Below are 21442 nucleotides of genomic sequence, written 5' to 3'. Positions count from 1 at the left end.
GGACACGCGTTCATGCATACCGCGTATGTGATTTCTGAGTATATACATACGCGGCATCCCATCGTCCAGCGCCGGGTCTCGCGGCGCGTCGTACGCTGGAACACACGGCGCGGAGGGAGACGCGGATGGGCGAGGATCCGAGACTGGATGCCGCCCGCTATCGCGTCGACAAGCTCCGGCACGAGCTGGGGGAAGACCCGGATGCCGACCAGAAGCCGGCGAACGAGACGACGGATGCCGCGGCTCCCACCGCGCACGAGCGGGCGCTGTACGTGGAGACGGCGATCCAGCAGGCCATCCGCCGCGGCGACTTCGACGACCTGCCCGGGTACGGCAAGCCGCTCGAAGGGCTCGGGGAGAGCCACGATCCGGACTGGTGGATCCGGCGGAAGATCCAGACCGAGAAGCTCACCGGGCTCGGCCCCGCCGCCCTGACGCTGCGCACCGAGCACGCCGAGTTCGCCGAGCGGCTGGACACTCTCGCGCGTGAGGGCGATGTCCGCGAGTACGTCGAGGACTTCAACCGGCGCGTCATCGAGGCGCGGCGGCAGCTGCAGGGCGGGCCGCCGGTCGTGACACCGACGCACGACGTCGAGGCCGACGTCACGGCGTGGCGGGAGCGCCGCGCGGCGCGGCTCGCGGCATCCGCTCCCCCGCCGGAACCGCCGCGCACGCGTCGCTGGTTCCGGCGCCGCTGATCAGCCCCGGCTACGCGCGGAGCGCCTGCTCGACGTCGGCGAGCAGGTCGTCGACCGACTCGATGCCGACCGACAGGCGCACGACCTCGACGGGGACAGCGGCTTCGGTGCCGCGCACCGAGGCGTGCGTCATGGCGTCGGGGTAGTTGACGAGCGACTCCACACCGCCGAGCGACTCGGCGAGCTGGAAGAGCCGCGTCGACTCCGCGAAGCGACGGGCTGCGGTGCCGCTCTCCAGCGCGACCGAGACGATGCCGCCGAAGCCGGACATCTGCCGGGCCGCGAGGTCGTGGCCCGGGTGCGAGGCGAGCCCCGGGTAGTAGACGCGGGCGACGCGATCGGAGCTCTCGAGGAACGCGGCGACGGCGGCGGCGTTCTCGCTGTGCCGCTGCATCCGCACCGCGAGCGTCTTGATGCCCCGCGTCGTGAGCCACGCGTCGAGCGGGCCGGAGACGGCGCCGGCGGCGAACTGCAGGAAGCCGATCTTCTCGGCGAGGGCATCGTCGTTCAGCACCAGGCCGCCGCCGACGACGTCGGAGTGCCCGCCGAGGTACTTCGTCGTCGAGTGCACGACGACGTCGGCGCCGAGGGCGAGCGGCTGCTGCAGCGCGGGCGTCGCGAAGGTGTTGTCCACGACGACGAGCGCGCCGGCCTCGTGGCCGATGGCGGCGAGCCCGGCGATGTCGGTGATCCGCAGCAGCGGGTTGGACGGCGTCTCCACCCACAGCACCTTCGGGGCGCTCTCCTCGAGCGCCGCGCGCACGGCATCCAGGTCGCTCATGTCGACGACCCGCAGCCCGACGCCCCACGGCCCGAGCACCCGCGCGATGAGGCGGTGCGTGCCGCCGTAGACGTCGCTGCCGAGCAGCACCTCGTCGCCCGGCTGCAGCGCGGCGCGCAGGAGCACGTCCTCTGCGGCGAGCCCGGAGGAGAAGGAGAACCCGTGCGCGCCGCCCTCGATCGCGGCGAGCTGCGTCTGCAGCGCCGTGCGGGTCGGATTGCCGCTGCGTCCGTACTCGTAGCCCCCACGGAGGCCGCCGATGCCGTCCTGCGCGAACGTCGTGGAGAAATGCACCGGGGGGATGACGGCACCCGTCGCGGGGTCGAACTCCTGCCCGGCGTGGATGACGAGGCTCTCGAAGCCGCGTGCGTACTCGGTCATGTGAGGCTCCCGGTGGTTTCGGTGGTGGTCGACTCGGTGGCGAAACCGCGCTCGCGCATCCACTCGTCGTCGTACAGCTTGCTGAGGTATCCGCGGCCGTGGTCGGGCAGCACGACGACCACGACGGCATCCGCCGGCAGGTCGCGGGCGACGCGCAGCGCCGCGACGACCGCCATGCCCGACGACCCGCCGACGAGGAGACCCTCTTCGCGCGCGAGCCGCCGCGTCATGGCGAACGACTCGGCGTCGCCCACCCGCTCGTAGTCGTCGACGACGGTGGGGTCGAAGGTCGCGGGGTAGAAGTCCTCCCCGACCCCCTCGACGAGGTAGCCGTGGATCGGGCCGCCGGAGTAGATGGAGCCCTCCGGGTCGGCGCCGATCACGACGACCTCGCCGGCGGAGGCCTCCTTGAGGAAGCGTCCCGTGCCGCTGATCGTGCCGCCGGTGCCGACACCCGCGATGAGGTGCGTGACCTTCCCGTCGGTGTCGCGCCAGATCTCCGGACCGGTCGTCTCGTAGTGCGCGCGCGGACCGTTGAGGTTCGCGAACTGGTTCGGCTTGAAGGCCCCCGGGATCTCGGCGGCGAGCCGGTCGGAGACGCTGTAGTACGAGTCCGGATGCTCCGGGGGCACGCTCGTCGGGGTCATGACGATCTCCGCGCCGTACGCCTTCAGCACGGCGACCTTCTCACCGGCGAACTTGTCGGGGACGACGAAGATCATCCGATAGCCCCGCTGCAGGGCGATGAGGGCGAGCCCGACGCCGGTGTTGCCGCTCGTCGGCTCGACGATCGTCCCGCCCGGCTTCAGCTGCCCGGAGGCCTCCGCCGCCTCGATGATGTTCCGGGCGATGCGGTCCTTCGCGGAGCTCCCCGGGTTGAAGTACTCGACCTTCGCCAGCACGGTGGCGGCGATCCCGTCGGTCACCTTGTTGAGGCGGACGAGGGGGGTGTTGCCGACCATGTCGGCGATGTGTGATGCGTAGCGCACGAGGATGTCCTGTGATGTGGTCGCGCACGCAGAGGCGCGACGGGCTGTCGGTTCGTCGGAGGCGCGCAGAAGCGCTCAGCGACAACACTGACAGGTGAGGAGCATGAAGTCACCCTAGCCCGTCGCGCCCGGGTGATCCCCCGGACGTCGTCATATGACGCTCAGCGCTCGAGGACGACCGCAAGCCCCTGCCCGACGCCGATGCACACGGCGACGACGGCGACGCCGCCGCCCCGCGCGACGAGGTCGTGCGCGGCGCGGGCGATGACCCGGCCGCCGGAGGCGCCGAGCGGGTGGCCGATCGCGAGCGCGCCGCCGTGCGCGTTGAGCTTGGCGGGGTCGAGGTCGGGCCAGCCGGCGAGGCACGCGAGCGACTGCGACGCGAACGCCTCGTTCAGCTCGACGACGTCGACCTCGGCCCATGTGCGGCCGGCGCGCGCGAGCGCCTTGTTCGCCGCCTCGATCGGCGCCGTGGGGAAGTCGTCGGGGTCGACGCCGTGCGCGGCACGCCCGGTGATGCGCGCGAGCGGCTCGGCGTCGATCGCGCCCTCGCCGCCGATGAGCACGGCGGAGGCGCCGTCGTTGATCGAGGAGGAGTTGCCCGCCGTCACGGTGCCGTCCTCGGCGAAGAGGGCGCGGAGGCCCGCGAGCTTCTCCACCGACGTGTCGTCGCGGATGCCCTCGTCGCGGGCGAGCTCCGCCCCGGGGACCTGCACGATCTCGCCGTCGAAGACGCCATCGGCCCAGGCCTGCGCGGCGAGCCGGTGCGAGCGGACGGCGAACTCGTCCTGCGCCTCCCGGCCGATGCCCCACGTGCGCGCGGTCTTCTCCGCCGCCTCGCCGTTGCTGACGGTCCAGTGCGTCGGCAGCTTCCGGTTGGTCATGCGCCAGCCGATCGCGGTGTTCCACATCGTCTGGTTGCCGACGGCGGGGAACGGCTTCGCGGACTTCTCCACGACGAACGGCGACCGGCTCATCGACTCGACGCCGCCGGCGAGGACGAGATCGGCGTCGCCGGACTCCACGGCGCGGGATGCCTGGATGACGGCCTCGACGGACGAGGCGCACAGGCGGTTGACGGTCACGCCGGTGACCGTCGTCGGCAAGCCGGCCAGCAGTGCGCCGAAGCGCGCGACGTTGCGGTTGTCCTCGCCGGCCTGGTTGGCGTCGCCGAAGATGACGTCGCCGATGCGGGCCGGGTCGATACCGCTCCGCTCGACGATGGCCTTCATGACGACGGCGGCGAGGTCATCGGGCCGGACCCCGGCGAGCGCGCCGCCGGCCCGGCCGAACGGCGTGCGGACGGCGTCGTAGATGTAGCTGGTTCCCATGTCAGCGGTTCCCTTCCGTGAGGTCCGCGCCGGTGGCATCGGCCAGCACCAGGCCGGTGAGCTCGGCGAGCGAGGCGACGGTGTTCTCCCCGAACGCCTCGCGCACCGCGAGCCCGTCCGCCGTCACATCGAAGATGCCGTGATCGGTGTAGATCCGCGAGACGCAGCCGACGCCGGTGAGCGGGTAGGTGCAGGATGCCACGAGCTTGGACGAGCCGTCCTTCGCAAGCAGGTCGGTCATGACGTACACGCTCTTCGCGCCGATCGCGAGGTCCATGGCGCCGCCGACGGCAGGGATCGCACCGGGCGCGCCGGTGGACCAGTTCGCGAGGTCGCCGGTCTCGGAGACCTGGAAGGCACCCAGCACGCACACGTCGAGGTGGCCGCCGCGCATCATGCCGAACGAGTCGGCGTGGTGGAAGTAAGCGGCCCCCGGCAGCGCGGTGACCGGCTGCTTCCCGGCGTTGATGAGATCGGGGTCGACGTGCGCGGCATCCGGTGCCGACCCCATCCCGAGCAGCCCGTTCTCGGTGTGCAGGATGATCTCCTGGTCGACCGGGAGGAAGTTCGCCACGAGGGTGGGCGCACCGATCCCGAGGTTGACGTACGACCCCTCGGGGATGTCTGCCGCGATGCGACGCGCGAGGTCGTCGCGGCTGATCCGGGTGCTCACTGGTCCACCTCCGCTGTCGCGTCCCCGTGCGGACGCCCTTCCACATCGACGCCCCCGACGAAGGCGCCTCCCTGCAGCCACGCGCGCTCCCCCACCGCGACGACGCGGTCGACGAAGATGCCCGGCGTGACGACGGTCTCGGGGTCGATGCCGCCCAGCGGCACGACCTCGTCGACCTGCACGATCGTCGTCGTGGCCGCGGAGGCCATGATGGGCCCGAAGTTGCGGGCGGTCTCGCGGTAGACGACGTTGCCCCATCGGTCGGCGCGGAGGCCGCTGATGAGGGCGAAGTCGGCGCGGATCGGATACTCCAGCACGTAGTCCCGGCCGTCGATCGTGCGGGTCTCCTTGCCTTCGGCGAGCTGCGTGCCGACCCCGGTCGGGGTGAAGAACGCGCCGATGCCGGCGCCGGCGGCGCGGATGCGTTCGGCGAGGTTCCCCTGCGGCACGAGCTCGAGCTCGATCTCGCCGGCGCGGTAGAGCCGGTCGAAGACCCAGGAGTCGTGCTGGCGCGGGAAGGAGCAGATGATCTTGCGGACGAGTCCGCGGTCCAGCAGCGCCGCGAGCCCCGTGTCGCCGTTGCCGGCGTTGTTGTTCACGACGGTCAGGCCGCCCGCGCCGTGTGCGATCAGGGCGTCGATGAGCTCGACGGGCTGGCCGGCACGCCCGAACCCGCCGATCAGGATGGTCGCGCCCTCGGGGATGTCGGCCACCGCGGCGGCGCCATCGGGCACGGTCTTGTCGATCACGCGCACTCCTCATTGATCTGAGCGTTCCGCGAAGAATGTTCGCTGTGCGAACGCCCGTTCGCTTCTCGCACTATGCTAGCCCCTATCGACCCGGTGCGGCCAGCCGCGAAAGGAGCCGCCATGGCGGAGGAGACCCCGACCGCGGGCGAGTTCGTCCAGTCTCTGGACCGCGGACTCGCCGTCATCCGCGCCTTCGGGCCGCAGCGTCCGCTGCTGACGCTCAGCGAGGTCTCCCGGGAGGCGGGGATCAGCCGGGCCAGCGCGCGCCGCTTCCTGCACACCCTCGTCGAACTCGGCTACGTGGGAACGGATGGTCGCGCCTTCTTCCTGCGTCCGCGCCTCCTGGACCTCGGGTTCGCGTACCTCTCCGGCCTCGGCCTGCCGGAGATCGCGCAGCCGCACCTCCGGGAGCTCAGCGAGCGGACCGGCGAGTCGACCTCGGTCGCGATCCTCGACGGAGACGACATCGTCTACGTCGCTCGCGTGGCGACCTACCGGATCATCTCCGCGGCGATCGGCGTCGGCACCCGCCTGCCGGCGTTCGCGACCTCGATGGGACGGACCCTCCTCGCCTTCCTGCCGCCCGGGGAACGGGAGGCGTTCCTGGAGCGGGTCGAGCTGCGCCCGCTCACCGACTTCACGATCACGACCCGCGCGCGCCTCCGGAAGGCCCTCGAGGAGATCGCCGCCCAGGGCTGGAGCTTCGTCGACCAGGAGCTCGAGGAGGGGCTGCGGTCGTTCGCCGCGCCCATCCGCGACGCCTCGGGTGCCGTCACCGCCGCCGTCAACGTCTCGACGCCGGTCCGCCGCGGCGGCGTCGACGAAACGCGGGAGCGGGTCGTGCCGCCCCTCCTCGAGGCCGCCCGCCGCATCGAGGCGGACCTGCAGCGCGCCGGCACCCGGATCCGCTGACCCCTCCCGATCAACGGGAGACCGCTGTCAGACTGTCCCCCGTGGCGAACTCCTCCTCCGGTGACGGCATGACCGAGCGGCTCGTGCGGGTGCTCGAGACCTTCACCCCGACCCGCACGGTGCAGACGGCCGCCGAGATCGGGCGCCGCGCCGAACTGCCGAGCTCGACGGCGCACCGGATCGTCGCCGATCTCGTCGACGCCGGCCTCCTCGAGCGCGACGACGACAACGGCATCCGGATCGGGATGCGGCTGTGGGAGCTCGCCACCCGGTCCTCGGCCGCGCTGCGGCTGCGGCAGGCGGCGATGCCCTTCATGGATGCCGTGCAGACCCGGGTGCGCGAGCACACCCAGCTCGCGATCCTCGAGCAGGACGAGGCCCTGTTCCTGGAGCGGCTCAGCGGGCCGCGGTCCGGTGCGAACATCACCCGGGTCGCGGGGCGGCTGCCCCTGCACGCCTCCTCGTCCGGCCTGCTGCTCCTCGCGTACGCCGATCGGGAGACGCAGGATCGCGTGCTCGCCCGCCCGCTCGCACGGCTCACCGCCGCGACGCCCGCCGACCCCGCCGCGATCCGCCGCCTGCTCGCCGAGATCCGCGCGCGCGGCCAGGCCGTCGCCCCGGGCTTCATCGAGGACGTCTCGACCGGTGTCGCCGTCCCGGTGCGGGACGGCACGCGGCGCGTGATCGCGGCACTGTCGGTCGTGCTGCCCCGCGAGGCGTCGCCGGAGCCGGCCCTCGCCGAGCTGCACCGCGCGGCCCGCGGCATCGAAGCGGCGCTCGCCCGGTACCACTGAGCGCTCCCGTTCAACGGGAAGACTCGTTCCGAGGTGGGCGGCGGCGGCGCAGACTGGGCCACGACATCCCGCCCGTCGAAGGAGACGCCATGCCGATCACCACCCGTGTCGCGATCATCGGAGCCGGCCCCGCCGGCTTGCTCCTCTCGCACCTCCTCGCCGAGGCCGGCATGGAATCGATCGTGATCGACCAGCGCACCCGCGAGGAGATCGAGTCCACGATCCGCGCCGGCATCCTCGAGCAGGGCACGGTCGAAGTCCTCGACGGTCTCGGCGAGTTCAGCCGCGCCCGCACCGTGGGGCACCGGCACGACGGCATCGAGTTGCGCTTCGACGGGGCCGGCCACCGCATCGACTTCGCCCACCTCGTGGACCGGAGCGTCTGGCTGTACCCGCAGCACGAGGCGCTCAAGGACCTCATCGCGGCGCGTCTCGCCGGCGGGCAGGATCTCCGCTTCGGCGTCACCGCCGTCCGCGTCGAGGGCGCCGAGTCCGACCGGCCGCGCGTCGTCGCCACGACGGCGGAAGGCGAGCCGCTGGAGATCGACGCGGAGTTCGTCGTCGGCGCCGACGGGTCGCGCAGCGTCGCGCGCGCCGCCGTCACGGGGTCGTCCACGGGCGGCTACTTCCGCGAGTACCCGTTCGCGTGGTTCGGCATCCTCTGCGAGGCCCCGCCGAGTGCCGACGAGCTCATCTACAGCAACTCCCCCGACGGCTTCGCGCTCATCAGCCAGCGCAGCGACACCGTGCAGCGCATGTACTTCCAGTGCGACCCGGGCGTCGACCCGGCGGCGTACACGGAGGCGCAGCTGTGGGACGAGCTGCAGCGCCGCGTCCCCGGAACGACCCTCAAGGAGGGCCCGATCTTCCAGCGCGACGTCCTGCGGTTCCGCAGCTTCGTGGCCCACGAGCTGCTGCGCGGGCGGGTCGCGATCGTCGGGGATGCCGCGCACACCGTGCCGCCCACCGGCGCGAAGGGCATGAACCTCGCCGTCGCCGACGTGCTCGTCCTCGCCCAGGCGCTGCGGGCGCTCCTCCACGACGGCGATACGCGGCTCATCGAGGCGTTCCCGGAGACGGCGCTCGCACGCATCTGGAAGGCGCAGCACTTCTCCTGGTGGATGACGAGCATGCTGCACGTCACGGCGGATGCCAGCGACTTCGACCGCCGCCGTCAGCTCGGCGAGCTCCGCAGCGTCGTGGAGCCCGAGGCCGGCAGCCGGTATCTCGCCGAGGCGTACACAGGCTGGCCCGTCCCGGCCTGAACCGGGCTCAGTGCGGGCGGCCTTCGAGGGCCGCGCGGTCGATCTCCTCCTGGTTCTCCACGTACGGCGTGCCGTGCGTGTGGAACGTGGCGACCGTCTTCATCCCCCACGCCTGGCCCTTCGCGCGCTCGGCCTGCGACCATTCCACGACGGGGGCGTCGGGGTCGAGCACGAGGCGGGCCTGCGCGTTGGCGAACTCGATGCGGTTGCCGCCGGGCTCCCAGACATAGAGGAAGAAGGTCTGGTTGATGGCGTGCTTGTACGGGCCGTACTCGATGTAGATCCCGTTCTCCAGGCAGATGTCCGCGGCGCGGAGGATGTCCTCCCGGGAGTCCGGCGCGAACGCGAAGTGGTGGAACCTGCCGCGCTCGCCGGTCCAGTCGTCGGAGTAGACGACGTCGTAGGACTTCTGGTGGAAACGGAACCACCAGGCGCCGTACCGGCCGTCGTCCAGGCGCACGGCCTCGGAGTCCCGCGTCATCATGACGTCGCGCCAGAAGGCGCCGGCCTTGTCGACGTCGCTCGCGAGGTAGTTGATGTGGTCGAGGCGGCGGACGTTGATGCCGCGTCCCGGGAACGCGGAGGCCTGGTTCTTCAGCGCCGGCCGGTCCTCGTCGTCCGCGACGTACAGCTCGGTGTCGTAGTACAGCGCCATGAGGTGGCCGTCCGGGTCCTCGAACTCGTACGAGCGCCCCACCCCGACCTCGGGGTCCCGCCAGCCGTGGCCGAGGCCGGTCTTCTCGATCTCCGCGACGCGGCGCTCGAGGGCCTCCGGGGAGGTTGTGCGGTACAGCGTCCGGCCGACCCCGTTGGTGTGGGATGCCGTGAGCTTCAGCGAGTACAGCTGGTACTCGTCCCAGCAGCGCAGGTAGGCGGAGTCGCCGATGCGGGCGACCTCCCGCATCGCGAGCAGATCGCGGAAGAAGTGCAGGCTCTCCTCGAACTTCGGGGTGAACAGCTCCACGGCGCCCAGGTGCGCGAGGTCGAAGTTCTCGGGATGCGCCATGGCGAGGTCCTCTCTGACCGGATCGTCCACAATCTTGCTGACGACATTATCGCCATAGAGCGACAGCTCGGCTCCCCGTGGTGCACAATCGGAGGCATCCGTCCGGGAGAGGAATATCGGTGGCCGAGAAGACCGACGTCCGCGCAGCGCTGCGCGACGCCATCCTGCGCGGTGTCTACGCCCCGCGCCAGCGCCTGATCGAAGCGGAGCTCGCCGAGGAGTACGGCGCGAGCCGTTTCGTCCTCCGCAACGCCCTGATCTCCCTGGCCGCCGAGGGGCTCGTCGAGCTGCAGCCGAACCGGGGTGCGCGGGTGCGCGAGATCACCGTCGCGGAAGCCATCGAGATCACCGAGATCCGCCGCGCCGTCGAGGCGATCGTCGCCGGGCGTGCGGCGGAGAACATCACCGACGACCAGATCGTGCTCCTGCGCGGCATCGAGGCCGACATGCGGGCCGCCGTCGAGCAGAACGAGCTGGTCCGCTACTCCGAGCTGAACGCCTCGCTGCACGGGACGCTCCGAGACATCGCCGGGCACACCGCGGCGACCCGCATCCTCGAGCAGCTGAACGGGCAGATGGTGCGCCACCAGTTCCGGCTCTTCCTCGTGCCGGGGCGGCCCAGTGTGTCGCTCCCGGAGCACCTCGCGATCGTCGAGGCCGTGTGCAGCCGGGATCCCGAGGCCGCGAGCGCAGCGATGGCGGCGCACGTCGGGAGCGTCATCGGCACCCTCACGGAGCTGGCGTCGGAGCAGCGCAGCGGGGGACACGCCACGGCGCTCTGACCCGCCGGCGCAGCGCACAATGAGATTGATAACAATCTCGTTGACGGAATTGACAGCGCTGAGAGGCCCGCCTATCGTCGCCCCTATCGAGGGCGCGGGACCAGCCGAGGAGGGCGGGTCACCCAGAGCCCATGACACGACGGAGTGACATGAAGAAGTCCAGCTTTTTCGCCATCGCCGCGATCGCCGCGCTCGCCCTGAGCGGCTGCAGCGACTCGGGTGCGACCCCCAGCAGCACGAACACCGGCGACGCCGACGCGCCCGCCGAACTGACCCCCGTCACGATCGGCGTCATCCCCATCGCCGATACCGCCGCCGTCTGGCTCGGCAAGGACAAGGGCTTCTTCGAGGAGGAGGGCATCGATCTGACGATCGAGACCGCCTCCGGTGGCGCTGCCATCGTCCCGGCCGTCGTCGCCGGCGACTACCAGTTCGGGTTCAGCAACGTCCTGTCCCTCATGGTCGCCGCCGAGAACCTTCCGCTGCAGATCGTCAGCGCCGCCGTCGCGACGACCGGCGACACGTCGAAGGACATGGGCGCCGTCATCACGAAGGCGGACAGCGGCATCTCCGACCCCGCCGACCTCGCCGGCAAGACGGTCTCCAGCAACAGCATCGGCAACATCAACGACACCACCGTGCGCGACGTGGTCGACGGAGCGGGCGCGGACAGCTCGACCATCGAGTTCGTCGAGGTCCCGTTCCCCGAGGCCATCGCCGCCGTGGAGAACGACCAGGTCGACGCCGCGTTCGTCGTCGAGCCGTTCGTCACCTCCGCCGTCGAAGCGGGTCTGAACGTCGTCACGTACGCGTACGCCGACTTCGACCCGAAGCTCGACATCGCGGCCTACTTCGCCAAGAACGACGTCGACGCCGACCTCCTGGAGAAGTTCCAGACCGCGATGAAGAAGTCGCTCGAGTTCGCGACGGACAACCCGGACGAGGTGCGTCGCATCATCGGCACCTACACCCAGACGCCGCCCGAGGTCCTCGAGAAGATCACGCTGCCGCTGTTCCCCACCGAGGTGAACCGCTCGGCGCTCGAGAAGCTCGCCAAGGCCGCGCAGGACTACGGCGTGCTCTCCAAGACGCCGGACTTCGACGCACTCCTGCCGTGACGACCCTTACGGCACCCAAGGCGGCGGAGCGCGTGCGCTCCGCCGCCCTGCGGGGCCCGGTCCTCGGCGTCGTCGGCGTCGTCGGGTTCCTCGTCCTCTGGGAACTCGCCTCCCGCATCGGCCTCATCGACCCCCGCTTCTTCCCGCCGGCCAGCGAGGTGCTCATCCGTCTGGGTGAATACCTCCTCGACCGGGCGTTCTGGCGAGACGTGGCCGCCACCATGTGGGCGTGGTTCCTGGGCCTGGCCATCGCCATCGTGGCCGGCGCCGTCCTCGGCTTCCTCATCGGAGCGAGCCGGTTCCTCGAGCGCTTCACGCAGTCCACGATCGAGTTCCTGCGTCCGATCCCGTCGGTCGCGCTCGTCCCCCTCGCCGTCCTGCTGTTCGGTACGAAGGTCCAGTCGGAGCTGCTGCTCATCGTGTACGCCTCGATCTGGCAGGTCCTCCTGCAGGTCGTCTACGGCACGAAGGACGTCGACCCCGTCGCCGACGCGACCGCGAAGAGCTACGGGCTGAACCTCTGGCAGCGGATCCGCTACGTCGTGTGGCCCACCACGCTCCCCTACCTCATGACCGGCATCCGCCTCGCCGCCTCGGTCGCCCTGATCCTCGCCATCACGGCGGAGATGATCATCCAGACCCCGGGCCTCGGCAAGCAGATCATCCTCACCCGCGAGGGCGGGGCCGCGACGAGCATGTACGCGCTGATCCTGGCGACGGGCCTCATCGGCGTGCTCATCAATCTCGTCATGCGCTTCATCGAGCGGCGCGTGCTCGCCTGGCACCAGTCGGTCCGGATGGAGGTGGCGGGATGAAGATCATGAAGTCCGCGCTGTTCCTCGTCGCGCTGCCCGCGATCCTCATCGCGATCTGGTGGATCGCGACGCTCAACAACACGAGCTACCTCGTGCCGACCCCCGGCGGGCTCATCACGGCCTTCTTCGACACCTGGTTCGGCGACCGGTTCTGGGACGACATGGTCCCCAGCATCGCGCGCCTGTTCGGCGGCATCGCCGGTGCCATCATCGTCGGCGTCGGACTCGGCCTGCTGATCGGCTCGTTCCGGACGCTCCGGCAGCTGCTCGAGCCGCTGCTCGAGTTCTTCCGCGCGATCCCGCCGCCGGTCCTCGTGCCCCTGCTCGGCCTCATCCTCGGCATCAGCGACCAGATGAAGATCACCGTGATCATCTTCGGCTCCGTCTGGCCCATCCTGCTGAACACGATCGAGGGCGTGCGCGCCACCGACGAGGTCCAGCGCGACACGGCGCGCAGCTACCGGCTCACGAGGCCGCATCGACTGCGCTACCTGATCCTGCCCGCGGCGGCGCCGCAGATCATGGCCGGCATCCGGCAGAGCCTGTCGATCGCCCTCATCCTGATGGTGATCTCCGAGATGACGTACTCGTCGTCGGGTCTCGGCTTCGCCATCATCCAGTTCCAGAGAAACTTCGCCATCCCCCAGATGTGGAGCGGCATCCTGGTCCTCGGGCTCATCGGCCTCGCCCTGAGTCTCGTGTTCCAGCTCGTCGAGCGCCGCGTCCTGGCTTGGTACAACGGTTTGAGAGAGGTGCAGCGTGCCTGAACCCACCACCCCCGTCCTCGTCGTCGAGGGCCTGCGCAAGGTCTACCCCGCCCCCACGGCGGGCGGGCAGAGCGTCGAGGCCATCCGCGACCTCACCTTCACGGTCCCGCAGGGGCAGCTCGTCTGCATCGTCGGCCCGTCCGGCGCCGGTAAGACGACGCTGCTGAAGTGCATCGCCGGGCTCCTGCCGCCCACGGCCGGCAAGCTCGAGCTGCAGGGCAAGCCCATCAGCGGACCCCCGCGCACGATGGCGGTGGTCTTCCAGGAGTACGGGCGCAGCCTCTTCCCCTGGATGACCGTGCAGGCCAACGTCGAGCTTCCGCTCAAGAGCGCCGGCGTCGGCAAGGCCGAGCGCCACCAGCGGTCGCACGAGGCGCTCGTCGCGGTGAACCTCGCCGATGCCGGGGAGAAGTACCCCTGGCAGCTCTCCGGCGGCATGCAGCAGCGTGTCGCGATCGCCCGCGCCGTCGCCTACCGCCCCGAGATCCTCATCATGGACGAGCCGTTCGCGGCCGTCGACGCGCAGACCCGCGCGGAGCTCGAGGACCTCGTCCGCAAGCTCTGGAAGGAGCTCGGGGTCACGGTGCTGTTCGTCACGCACGACATCGACGAGTCGGTGTACCTGGGCGAGCGCGTCATCGTCCTGTCGAACCGGCCCACGGTCGTGCAGGACGACGTCGTCATCGACCTGCCGGCTGAGCGCGACCAGCTCACCACCCGGTCGGACCCCCGGTTCGCCGAGCTGCGGCTGAAGATCTATGGCGAGATCCAGCGCGCGAAGGACACGACCGGCGACACCATGACGGTCCGGACGATCCCCGCGGCCTGACGCACGCCACCGTCCCGCACGCAACGGCGGAGATCGTCGTCGACACCCCGCGCATCGGCATCCGATCGCGCAGGAACGACACGATCTCCGCCGTTCGGTCGTGCGGACGCCGTCAGGCGGATGCCGGATGCCGGGCGCCGTCAGGCGGATGCCGGATGCCGGGCCTCCGCCGAAGAAGACTAAGGACCCTGCATGACCGTCATGACCCCTCGCCGCGCGGCTGCCGTGACGCTCGTCGTCGCGTTCTGCCTCGTCGCCGCCAACATGCGGTCCGCGATCACCGCGGTGGGTCCGGTGCTCGATCGCATCGGGGCGGACACGGGGCTCTCCGTCGCCGCCCTCGGCATGATCACCTCGGTGCCGCTGCTCGTGTGGGCCGCGGCGTCGCCCTTCGCGCACGGCCTGAGCCGCCGCTTCGGCCTGTCGCACACGCTCCTCGGTGCCCTCGGACTGCTCGCGGCGGGCGTGATCATCCGCTCCCTCCCCGGCTCGAGCGTGTGGCTGTGGCTCGGCACGCTCCTCATCGGCGCCTCGCTGGCGCTCGGCAACGTGCTCATGCCGGCCGTCGTCAAGCGCGACTTCCCCGGTCGCGTGCCGCTCATGATGGGCGTCTACTCCGCCCTGCTCGGCGCGTTCGGCGCCCTGGCCTCCGGTGTCGCGGTGCCCCTGGCCCGTCTGCCGCTCGGCGACGGTGAGGCCGGCTGGCGGTTCGCGCTCCTGGTGACCGGCGGCGCCCTCCTGCCGTTCGCCATCGTGCTGTGGTGGCGGGTGATCCGTCGCGAGACCGCCGACCCCGCGGTGGCCTCCGCAGCCCCCCGCGCGCGCCGCGCGATCTGGGCCGACCCGGTCGCCTGGGTCGTCGCCGTGTACATGGGGCTGCAAGCATCCAGCTTCTACATCTTCGTCACGTGGATCCCGGCGATCTCGACGTCGATCGGGCGCAGCGAGGAGCTGTCCGGCATCGACGTTGCGGTCTACCAGCTGTGCTCACTCGCCGGCTCCCTGAGTCTGCCGTTCCTCCTGCGCGGCCGCGCGGAGCGGATCATCCCCGCGGCCCTGCCCCTGCTCGGACTCGTCGGCGTCGCCGGGCTCTTCGCGGCCCCGCAGGGGATCCTCGCGTGGATCGCGGCCATCGGACTCTTCTCCGGCGCATCCCTCAGCATGTGCCTCACGCTCATGGCGCAGCGCGCCCGCGACCAGGATGGCGCGACCGCCCTCTCCGGGATGTCGCAGTCGGTCGGCTACCTCATCACCGCGGTCGGGCCCGTCGCGTTCGGCGCCCTCCACGCGCTCAGCGGGGACTGGATCGGGCCCCTCGTCCTGTCCGGCGCGATCATGCTGGGGCAGGCCCTCGTCGGCGTCTTCGCCGGCCGCGACCGGTACGTGTTCGAGCGCCGCTGACCGGACGCGCGGCGCTCACTTTCATCCCCGCACTTGATTCGTTGGGGTACTGACGATATTGTGGGCGCATTCCTCTCACGCTTTCGAAGGAGATCGACGTGCAGTTCTATCGAGACGGCTACCGCCCCGGAGACCCCGACATCCAGCCCGCCGCCGGCTGGGGAGTGGACCGGCCCGCCGACCTTCCCGCCGAGATCGACGTCCTCATCGTCGGCACCGGCCCCGCCGGCTCCGTCCTGGGTGCGCAGCTCGCCGAGTTCCCCGGCATCCGCACCCGCATCGTGGAGCGGCGCGAAGGCGCTCTCGAGGTCGGCCATGCCGATGGCGTCGCGTGCCGCACCGTCGAGATGTTCCAGGCGTTCGGCCTCGCCGACGCGCTCATGCGCGAGGCGTACTGGGTCAACGAGGTGCGGTTCTGGGGTCCGTCCGCCGACGACCGCTCGCGCATCGAGCGCACCGGCTGGGTCGAGGACACCCCCGAGGGCCTCAGCGAGATGCCGCACGTCATCGTCAACCAGGCGCGCATGCAGCAGTACCTCCTGGACCACATGGCGCGCTCCGCGAGCCGCATCGAGCCGGACTACGGCGTCGAGTTCGTGACGCTGAGCGTCGGCGAGGGCGAGTTCCCCGTCGCGGTGACCCTGCGCCGCGGTGCGGAGGAGTTCACGGTCCACGCGAAGTACGTCGTGGGCTGCGACGGGGCGCGCAGCAACGTGCGCCGCGCGCTCGGCCTGTCGCTGAAGGGCGACGCCGCCAACCATGCGTGGGGCGTCATGGACGTCCTCGCGACGACGGACTTCCCCGACTGGCGCACGAAGAACGTCATCCAGTCCGCCGGCAAGGGCAGCCTCCTCATGATCCCCCGCGAGGGCGGCAGCATGGTGCGCGTCTACGTCGACCTCGGCGAGGTGCAAGCCGGCGACACGACCATCCGCAGCACGACTCCGGAGCAGCTCACCGCAGTGGCCAACGGCATCCTGCACCCGTACACGATCGACGTGAAGTCGGTGGCTTGGTCGTCGGTGTACGAGGTCGGCCAGCGTCTCGCCGACCGGTTCGACGACGTCGCCCCGGAGGACGTGGACACCGCGCTGCCGCATGTCTTCATCGCCGGCGACGCCTGCCACACGCACTCCGCGAAAGCCGGCCAGGGCATGAACGTATCGATGCAGGACGGCTTCAACCTGGGCTGGAAGCTCGCCGCCGTGCTGCGCGGCCTGTCCGGCCCGGCGCTGCTGCGCACGTACTCCGCGGAGCGCCAGTCGGTCGCGAAGGACCTCATCGACTTCGACCGGTTCTGGTCGGCGTTCATCGCGCAGCCCACGGTCGATCCCGAGCACCCCGAGCTCGGCGGTGTCACGAGCGAGCAGATGCAGGCGGAGTTCTCGCGGCAGGGCCGCTACACGGCCGGCCTCGCCACGACGTACCGCATCTCGGCCCTCACCGGCGAAGCCGCGCACCAGGATCTCGCCACCGGTTTCGAGATCGGCACGCGCTTCCACTCGTCGCCCGCCGTGCGCGTCGCCGACGGCAAGCGGATGCAGCTGGGGCACGCCGCCCGCGCCGACGGCCGGTGGCGCATCTACGCCTTCGGCGACGCGGACGGCAGTGCACTGCGCGACTTCGCGACGTGGCTCGGCGAAGAGCCGGACTCCCCTGTGACGCGCTTCACGCCGGCCGGCGCCGACATCGATGCGGTCTTCGACGTGCACGGCATCTTCGCGGGCTCGCACCACGACGTCGACATCACGGCGCTGCCCGAGGTGCTGCTGCCCCACTCCGGACCACTGGGCCTGCAGGACTGGGAGAAGGTGTGGGCCGTCGACCCGGCCGATGACATCTTCGCGGCCCGCGGGATCGGGGCGGCCGGCGCCGTCGTCGTCGTGCGCCCCGACCAGTACGTCGCGCACGTCCTGCCGCTGCAGACGCGGGAGGAGCTGACGGACTTCTTCGCCGGCATCCTGCGTCCGCAGCGCGAAGAGGCGGACATCGCCCGGTAGCGTCGTGCGGGTGGACACCCCCCTGGACGAACGCGAGGATCAGGACCCGTATCGGCACACCGGGTACCTCCTGCGCCGCGCGCAGCAGCTGCACGTCGCGACATGGACCCGCCTGGTCTCCGCCGAGACGACGAGCGTGCAGTACGCGGTGCTGGCCCTCCTCGACAGGCTGGGCGCCGCGAGCCAGCGGACGCTCTGCGACGAGGCCGACCTCGACCGTTCGACGATCGCGGACATCCTCGTGCGCATGGAGCGGCGCGGCCTCGTCGAGCGCACGCGCGACCCGGACGACCGGCGACGCAACGCCGTGACCCTCACGGCGGCGGGGCGCGATGAATACGACCGGCTGCGGCCGCGCGTGAACGTCGCGGACGCCGAGCTGACCGGCGCGCTCGGCCCGGAGGAGCTGACGGCGCTGCGCGCCCAGCTGCGCCGAATGCTCGCCTCGGCCTGACCGCGGGCTACGGCACGGGCACGCGGGTCACGCGGGGCACGCCGGGCAGCGCCGGGAGTGCCGCCTCGGCGGCGCGGCGGATGGCGGCCGGGAGCGCCTCGCCGCCGATGCGGCGGTCGGTGAAGTCCGCGCTGCGCGCGTAGACCCCGACCGGCCGCGAGACGGCGCGGAAGAACGCGAACAGCGGCCGCAGCTGGTGGTCGATCGCGAGCGAGTGCTGGTCGTCGCCGCCGGCAGCGGCGAGCAGCACGGGGGTGCCGGCGAGCGCGTCCTGATGCACGAGGTCGAAGAACTCCTTGAACAGACCCGTGTACGAGCCGCGGTAGATCGGCGTCGCGACGACGAGGAGGTCGGCGCCGGCGACGGCGTCCAGCGCCGCCGTGACGGCATCCGACGTCCCCCCGCCCGTCAGCGCGGCGGCGAGGTCGCCCGCTATCGGATGCAACTCGATGACCTCGCGGGTGATGTCGACGTGCGCCGACAGCTCGTCCAGGATGCCGTCGATGAGCGCCGCGGTCGTCGAGGGCGACCGGAGGCTCCCCGAGACGGCGACGGCCCGGAGCGCCATCAGTGCACCAACTCGCCCTGCGGCACGAGCGGGAAGACCTGCTCGGCGATGCGCTCCAGCTCCTCCTTCAGCGGCGAGGACTGGATGAGCAGCAGCGAGATGCCGGCATCCCCGTAGGCGCGGATGCGCTCGGCGACCTGCTCGGGCGTCCCGACGAGGTTCGGACGCAGGCCGCGCGTGCCCACGGAGTACTCGCGCTTCGTGAGCTCCAGCGACAGCTTGGAATTGCGCTGGAACTCCTCGAACGACGCGTATCCCGGCGAGGTCGGGTCGACGTCCGTGATCCGCTCGAGCTCGCGTTGCGCCTCGGACTCGGTGTCGCGGACGATGACGTACGCCGGCATTCCGATCTCGCGGAGCGGCCGGTCGTGGATCCGCAGCGAGCGCTCCGTGATGTCGGCGACGTTGGCCCGCACCTCCTCGAGCGTGCCGCCGTGCATGACGTACGCGTCGGCGAAGCGCGCGATCGCCTCCTTGCCGGCCTCGCTCTCGCCGCCGGCGAACACGACGGGCTGCGCGGACGGCTTCGGCTCGACGATCGTGCCCTCGAGCTCGTAGTGGTCGCCCGCGAACGTGAACGGGCTGCGCCCCCAGAGTCCGCGGAGGACCTGCACGAACTCCTCGGCCTGCACGTACCGGTCGTCGTGGGTCGTGAAGGTGCCGCCGAACTGGCGCGCCTCCTCCGCCCACCACGCCGCGACGACGTTGAGGGCGACGCGCCCCGGGGCGATGGAGTCGAGGGTCGAGACGGTCTTGGCGAGCACGGCGGGCAGGTGGAAACCGGGCCGCACGGCCGTCATGACCCGCAGGCGGTCGGTGACGGCGAGGATCGCGGCGGTCAGCGACCAGGCCTCCAGACTCGGCGCGTCGATGCCCTTCCGGTCGTTCAGGTACAGCTCGGGGACGAGCGTCGTGTGGAAGCCGAGCCGGTCGGCGGTCACCGAGACGTCGCGGATCGACGCCCACGTGGCGGCCATGCCCTCTTCGTCGCCGACGTTCCGCAGGAACCCGCCGTAGACGGGGGTCCAGTAGCCGAGGTTGATCGTCATGGGGTGACCTCCACGGTCTCGATGGATGCGGCGACGAGCGCCTGCGCGATGTCGGCGAGGATGTCGGCCGGGTCTTCCAGGCCGATCGAGAGGCGCACTGTCGTGCGGGAGATGCCCGCCTCGGCGAGCTGCGTCTCGGTCAGGTGACTGTGGGTCATGGATGCCGGGTGGGCGACGAGGCTGCGCGCGTCGCCGATGTTGGCGACGAGTTTCACCAGCCGCAGCGCGTCGACGAAGCGGTGCACGCGGATGCGGTCGGCCTCCGCGTCGCCGGTGGAGACGAGGTCGAAGGAGAACACGGCGGGGACGCCCCGCGGCAGGTAGCGGCGCGCGGCCTCTGACCACGGGCTGGACGGGAGGCCGGGATGCTGCACGCTCGCGACGCCTTCGTGCTGCGCGAGGTATTCCGCGACGGCGAGCGCGGAGGCGCTGTGCTTGGCGATCCGCAGGTCGAGCGTCTCGATGCCCTGCAGCAACTGGAAGGCGTTGAACGGCGACAGCGATGGCCCGAGGTCGTGCACGTACTTCGTCTTGATGAGCACGGCGAGCGCCTGCCCGGACGGGCCGAACCGGTCCCACAGCACGACGTCCGCGATGCGCGGGTACGGCTCGGTCAGCTGCGGCCAGCGGGCCGGCTCCGCGCCGAAGTCGAACGAGCCGATGTCGACGATGACGCCGCCCATCGAGGTGCCGTGCCCGCCGAGGTACTTCGTCGCGGAGTGCACGACGATGTCGGCGCCGTGCTCGCCCGGACGCTGCAGGTACGGCGTGGCGACGGTGTTGTCGATGACGAGCGGGACGCCCGCCGCGTGCGCGATGTCGGCGACCGACCGGATGTCGAGCACCTGCGCCGTCGGGTTGGTCACCGACTCGGCGAACAGGGCGCGCGTCGTGGGGCGGAGGGCTGCGCGCCACGCGTGGAGGTCGTCCTGGTCGACGAAGGTGACGTCGATGCCCCAGTCGGCGAACGTCTCCTGGAGGAGGTCGACGGTGCCGCCGTACAGCTGGCGGGCAGCGACGATGTGCTCACCCGCCTTCGCGAGGGCCAGCAGGGAGATCGCGACGGCCGCCTGACCGGATGCCACGGCCACCGCCGCGCGCCCGCCTTCGAGCGCGGCGACTCGCTCCTCGAGGATGAGCTGCGTCGGGTTCGCGGCACGGCTGTAGAGGTTCCCGACCTTCCGGAGCGCGAAGATGTCGGCGGCATCCTGCAGCGAGGCGAACTCGTACGCCGTGGTCTGGTAGATCGGTGGTGCGACGGCGTTCTGCGGTGTGCCGGGCGTGTAGCCGCGCTGGACCTGGAGCGAGGCGAAGCCGTCGGTCATCGGACGATCTCCCGCACGATCGGCGTCTGCACGCCGGAGGCGCGAAGCCGCTCGAGCCACAGGATGATCGTCGCCGCGACCGAGCGGTGGCTCGCGTCGTTGAGCGCGTCATGCAGGCCGTCGACCGTCTCGACGAGATCGAGGTGCGGGATCGGCGTCAGGGCATCGCGGGCCGCGGCCAGCGGGGCGATGACGTCGGCGCCGCCGTGGATCGCGAGGACCGGGACGCTCAGGCGGCCGAGGGCCGCGGCATCCGGGAGATCGATCTCGGCCGCGACGGCGGCAGAGGTCGCGCGCGCCGCCGCCTCGCCGAGGACGCCGAGGTGCACGGGGCAGGCGGTGCGCTCCGCGTCGTCAGCCGCCGCGTCGTCGCCCGGCCCGGCCGGGGTGCCGGCGACGATGACGCCGTCGACCGGAGCGCCGTCCGCGGCCAGAGCCAGCACGGCGGCGGCGCCACGGTCGGAGCCGACCAGCACGCGCGGCGCGTGCTCCTGCACGGCGAGCCACGCGGCGGCATCGGCCGCGTCCGGCGCCTCGAACGCGGCGACGACGTAGCCGTCCACCGCGATGCGGCTGCCGAACCGCTCGTACACGCGGGTCGTCTCCCCGGCACCGGCCACGAGGGCCAATGCGCCGCGCACCCGCACGGCGGCGGGCGGCGTCCAGAGGGCGGGCGCGGGGGCGGTGGCGTTCGTCATGGTGTCCATTCCACAGCAGCGGTCGGGCGAAATCGCGGGTGTTTCCGTCTGTTGCGT

At 71.3% G+C, this 21442-nt stretch carries 22 protein-coding genes; 12 read left to right on the top strand and 10 right to left on the bottom strand.

Annotation, left to right across the window (positions count from 1 at the left end; translation table 11 throughout):
• Nucleotides 1-125 precede the first annotated feature (125 nt).
• Nucleotides 126-698 (top strand): DnaJ family domain-containing protein, encoded by a 573-nt coding sequence (locus tag BR85_RS13385; protein WP_028497122.1) that lies wholly within the window; start codon nucleotides 126-128, stop codon nucleotides 696-698.
• A gap of 10 nt (nucleotides 699-708) precedes the next feature.
• On the opposite strand, the gene BR85_RS13380 is transcribed toward BR85_RS13385, so the two are convergent.
• The 5 genes from BR85_RS13380 to BR85_RS13360 form a co-directional block, all read right to left on the bottom strand.
• Entirely contained in the window at nucleotides 709-1860 is a 1152-nt protein-coding gene (locus BR85_RS13380) for a cystathionine gamma-synthase (protein ID WP_028497121.1), read from the bottom strand.
• A complete protein-coding gene (locus BR85_RS13375) occupies nucleotides 1857-2849 on the bottom strand; it encodes a pyridoxal-phosphate dependent enzyme (protein WP_028497120.1) in 993 nt (330 codons plus the stop codon). Before BR85_RS13375 ends, BR85_RS13380 begins: the two co-directional genes overlap by 4 nt.
• 161 nt (nucleotides 2850-3010) lie before the next feature.
• A complete protein-coding gene (locus BR85_RS13370) occupies nucleotides 3011-4180 on the bottom strand; it encodes a thiolase family protein (RefSeq protein WP_028497119.1) in 1170 nt (389 codons plus the stop codon).
• A gap of 1 nt (nucleotide 4181) precedes the next feature.
• Nucleotides 4182-4853, bottom strand: a complete 672-nt coding sequence (locus BR85_RS13365; RefSeq protein ID WP_028497118.1) for a 3-oxoacid CoA-transferase subunit B — start codon at nucleotides 4851-4853, stop codon at nucleotides 4182-4184.
• Nucleotides 4850-5602 carry a 3-oxoacid CoA-transferase subunit A gene (locus BR85_RS13360; protein ID WP_028497117.1) on the bottom strand — a complete coding sequence of 251 codons (753 nt, stop codon included), beginning with the start codon at nucleotides 5600-5602 and terminating at the stop codon, nucleotides 4850-4852. The genes BR85_RS13365 and BR85_RS13360 overlap by 4 nt, the downstream gene beginning before the upstream one ends.
• Before the next feature lie 120 nt (nucleotides 5603-5722).
• On the opposite strand from BR85_RS13360, the gene BR85_RS13355 reads away from it, so the two are divergent.
• The 3 genes from BR85_RS13355 to BR85_RS13345 all read left to right on the top strand — a co-directional run bounded on the left by BR85_RS13355 (nucleotide 5723) and on the right by BR85_RS13345 (nucleotide 8573).
• A complete protein-coding gene (locus BR85_RS13355) occupies nucleotides 5723-6514 on the top strand; it encodes an IclR family transcriptional regulator domain-containing protein (protein WP_028497116.1) in 792 nt (263 codons plus the stop codon).
• Nucleotides 6515-6555: 41 nt separating this feature from the next.
• On the top strand, nucleotides 6556-7308 hold the full coding sequence (locus BR85_RS13350; RefSeq protein ID WP_028497115.1) for an IclR family transcriptional regulator: 753 nt from the start codon (nucleotides 6556-6558) through the stop codon (nucleotides 7306-7308).
• Between the two features lie 89 nt (nucleotides 7309-7397).
• Nucleotides 7398-8573 carry a 4-hydroxybenzoate 3-monooxygenase gene (locus BR85_RS13345; protein WP_028497114.1) on the top strand — a complete coding sequence of 392 codons (1176 nt, stop codon included), beginning with the start codon at nucleotides 7398-7400 and terminating at the stop codon, nucleotides 8571-8573.
• Between the two features lie 7 nt (nucleotides 8574-8580).
• On the opposite strand, the gene BR85_RS13340 is transcribed toward BR85_RS13345, so the two are convergent.
• Nucleotides 8581-9579, bottom strand: coding sequence for a VOC family protein (locus BR85_RS13340; RefSeq protein WP_028497113.1), 999 nt, complete (start codon nucleotides 9577-9579; stop codon nucleotides 8581-8583).
• Nucleotides 9580-9698: 119 nt separating this feature from the next.
• Between BR85_RS13340 and BR85_RS13335 the strand changes: the two genes are divergently transcribed.
• The 8 genes from BR85_RS13335 (at nucleotide 9699) to BR85_RS13300 (ending at nucleotide 17745) form a co-directional block, all read left to right on the top strand.
• Entirely contained in the window at nucleotides 9699-10361 is a 663-nt protein-coding gene (locus tag BR85_RS13335; protein WP_028497112.1) for a GntR family transcriptional regulator, read from the top strand.
• 131 nt (nucleotides 10362-10492) lie between these two features.
• Entirely contained in the window at nucleotides 10493-11479 is a 987-nt protein-coding gene (locus BR85_RS13330; protein WP_231478731.1) for an ABC transporter substrate-binding protein, read from the top strand.
• A complete protein-coding gene (locus BR85_RS13325) occupies nucleotides 11476-12294 on the top strand; it encodes an ABC transporter permease (RefSeq protein WP_231478730.1) in 819 nt (272 codons plus the stop codon). Before BR85_RS13330 ends, BR85_RS13325 begins: the two co-directional genes overlap by 4 nt.
• On the top strand, nucleotides 12291-13061 hold the full coding sequence (locus BR85_RS13320) for an ABC transporter permease (RefSeq protein ID WP_028497109.1): 771 nt from the start codon (nucleotides 12291-12293) through the stop codon (nucleotides 13059-13061). The genes BR85_RS13325 and BR85_RS13320 overlap by 4 nt, the downstream gene beginning before the upstream one ends.
• Nucleotides 13054-13890 (top strand): ABC transporter ATP-binding protein, encoded by an 837-nt coding sequence (locus tag BR85_RS13315; protein WP_051526390.1) that lies wholly within the window; start codon nucleotides 13054-13056, stop codon nucleotides 13888-13890. The genes BR85_RS13320 and BR85_RS13315 overlap by 8 nt, the downstream gene beginning before the upstream one ends.
• Before the next feature lie 192 nt (nucleotides 13891-14082).
• Nucleotides 14083-15291 (top strand): MFS transporter, encoded by a 1209-nt coding sequence (locus tag BR85_RS13310; RefSeq protein WP_036273095.1) that lies wholly within the window; start codon nucleotides 14083-14085, stop codon nucleotides 15289-15291.
• 98 nt (nucleotides 15292-15389) lie between these two features.
• Nucleotides 15390-17291, top strand: a complete 1902-nt coding sequence (locus tag BR85_RS13305; RefSeq protein ID WP_028497107.1) for an FAD-dependent monooxygenase — start codon at nucleotides 15390-15392, stop codon at nucleotides 17289-17291.
• 10 nt (nucleotides 17292-17301) lie between these two features.
• A complete protein-coding gene (locus BR85_RS13300; protein WP_197018632.1) occupies nucleotides 17302-17745 on the top strand; it encodes a MarR family winged helix-turn-helix transcriptional regulator in 444 nt (147 codons plus the stop codon).
• Between the two features lie 7 nt (nucleotides 17746-17752).
• Here the strand turns inward: BR85_RS13300 and BR85_RS13295 are convergent, their stop codons facing one another.
• From BR85_RS13295 to BR85_RS13280, 4 genes are read right to left on the bottom strand one after another with little or no spacing between them, the layout of a single operon-like run.
• A complete protein-coding gene (locus BR85_RS13295; RefSeq protein ID WP_036273093.1) occupies nucleotides 17753-18313 on the bottom strand; it encodes an NAD(P)H-dependent oxidoreductase in 561 nt (186 codons plus the stop codon).
• A complete protein-coding gene (locus tag BR85_RS13290) occupies nucleotides 18313-19362 on the bottom strand; it encodes an LLM class flavin-dependent oxidoreductase (RefSeq protein WP_036273090.1) in 1050 nt (349 codons plus the stop codon). Before BR85_RS13290 ends, BR85_RS13295 begins: the two co-directional genes overlap by 1 nt.
• Nucleotides 19359-20687, bottom strand: a complete 1329-nt coding sequence (locus BR85_RS13285) for an O-acetylhomoserine aminocarboxypropyltransferase/cysteine synthase family protein (protein WP_028497104.1) — start codon at nucleotides 20685-20687, stop codon at nucleotides 19359-19361. Before BR85_RS13285 ends, BR85_RS13290 begins: the two co-directional genes overlap by 4 nt.
• Nucleotides 20684-21385, bottom strand: a complete 702-nt coding sequence (locus BR85_RS13280) for an alpha/beta fold hydrolase (protein ID WP_155947984.1) — start codon at nucleotides 21383-21385, stop codon at nucleotides 20684-20686. The genes BR85_RS13285 and BR85_RS13280 overlap by 4 nt, the downstream gene beginning before the upstream one ends.
• Nucleotides 21386-21442 lie beyond the last annotated feature (57 nt).

This window comes from Microbacterium sp. UNCCL10 (genome assembly GCF_000746195.1).
GTDB classification, from domain to species: Bacteria; Actinomycetota; Actinomycetes; order Actinomycetales; family Microbacteriaceae; genus Microbacterium; species Microbacterium saccharophilum.
The sequence above is the reverse complement of the archived record's forward strand: the minus strand, read 5'-3'. Positions and strand labels throughout refer to the sequence as shown.

Coding starts and splice junctions, on each gene's coding strand:
- BR85_RS13280 (WP_155947984.1), bottom strand. CDS start 21,385: ATGACGAACGCCACCGCCCCCGCGCCCGCCCTCTGGACGCCGCCCGCC.
- BR85_RS13370 (WP_028497119.1), bottom strand. CDS start 4,180: ATGGGAACCAGCTACATCTACGACGCCGTCCGCACGCCGTTCGGCCGG.
- BR85_RS13310 (WP_036273095.1), top strand. CDS start 14,083: ATGACCGTCATGACCCCTCGCCGCGCGGCTGCCGTGACGCTCGTCGTC.
- BR85_RS13290 (WP_036273090.1), bottom strand. CDS start 19,362: ATGACGATCAACCTCGGCTACTGGACCCCCGTCTACGGCGGGTTCCTG.
- BR85_RS13295 (WP_036273093.1), bottom strand. CDS start 18,313: ATGGCGCTCCGGGCCGTCGCCGTCTCGGGGAGCCTCCGGTCGCCCTCG.
- BR85_RS13330 (WP_231478731.1), top strand. CDS start 10,493: ATGACACGACGGAGTGACATGAAGAAGTCCAGCTTTTTCGCCATCGCC.
- BR85_RS13380 (WP_028497121.1), bottom strand. CDS start 1,860: ATGACCGAGTACGCACGCGGCTTCGAGAGCCTCGTCATCCACGCCGGG.
- BR85_RS13340 (WP_028497113.1), bottom strand. CDS start 9,579: ATGGCGCATCCCGAGAACTTCGACCTCGCGCACCTGGGCGCCGTGGAG.
- BR85_RS13385 (WP_028497122.1), top strand. CDS start 126: ATGGGCGAGGATCCGAGACTGGATGCCGCCCGCTATCGCGTCGACAAG.
- BR85_RS13285 (WP_028497104.1), bottom strand. CDS start 20,687: ATGACCGACGGCTTCGCCTCGCTCCAGGTCCAGCGCGGCTACACGCCC.
- BR85_RS13320 (WP_028497109.1), top strand. CDS start 12,291: ATGAAGATCATGAAGTCCGCGCTGTTCCTCGTCGCGCTGCCCGCGATC.
- BR85_RS13355 (WP_028497116.1), top strand. CDS start 5,723: ATGGCGGAGGAGACCCCGACCGCGGGCGAGTTCGTCCAGTCTCTGGAC.
- BR85_RS13345 (WP_028497114.1), top strand. CDS start 7,398: ATGCCGATCACCACCCGTGTCGCGATCATCGGAGCCGGCCCCGCCGGC.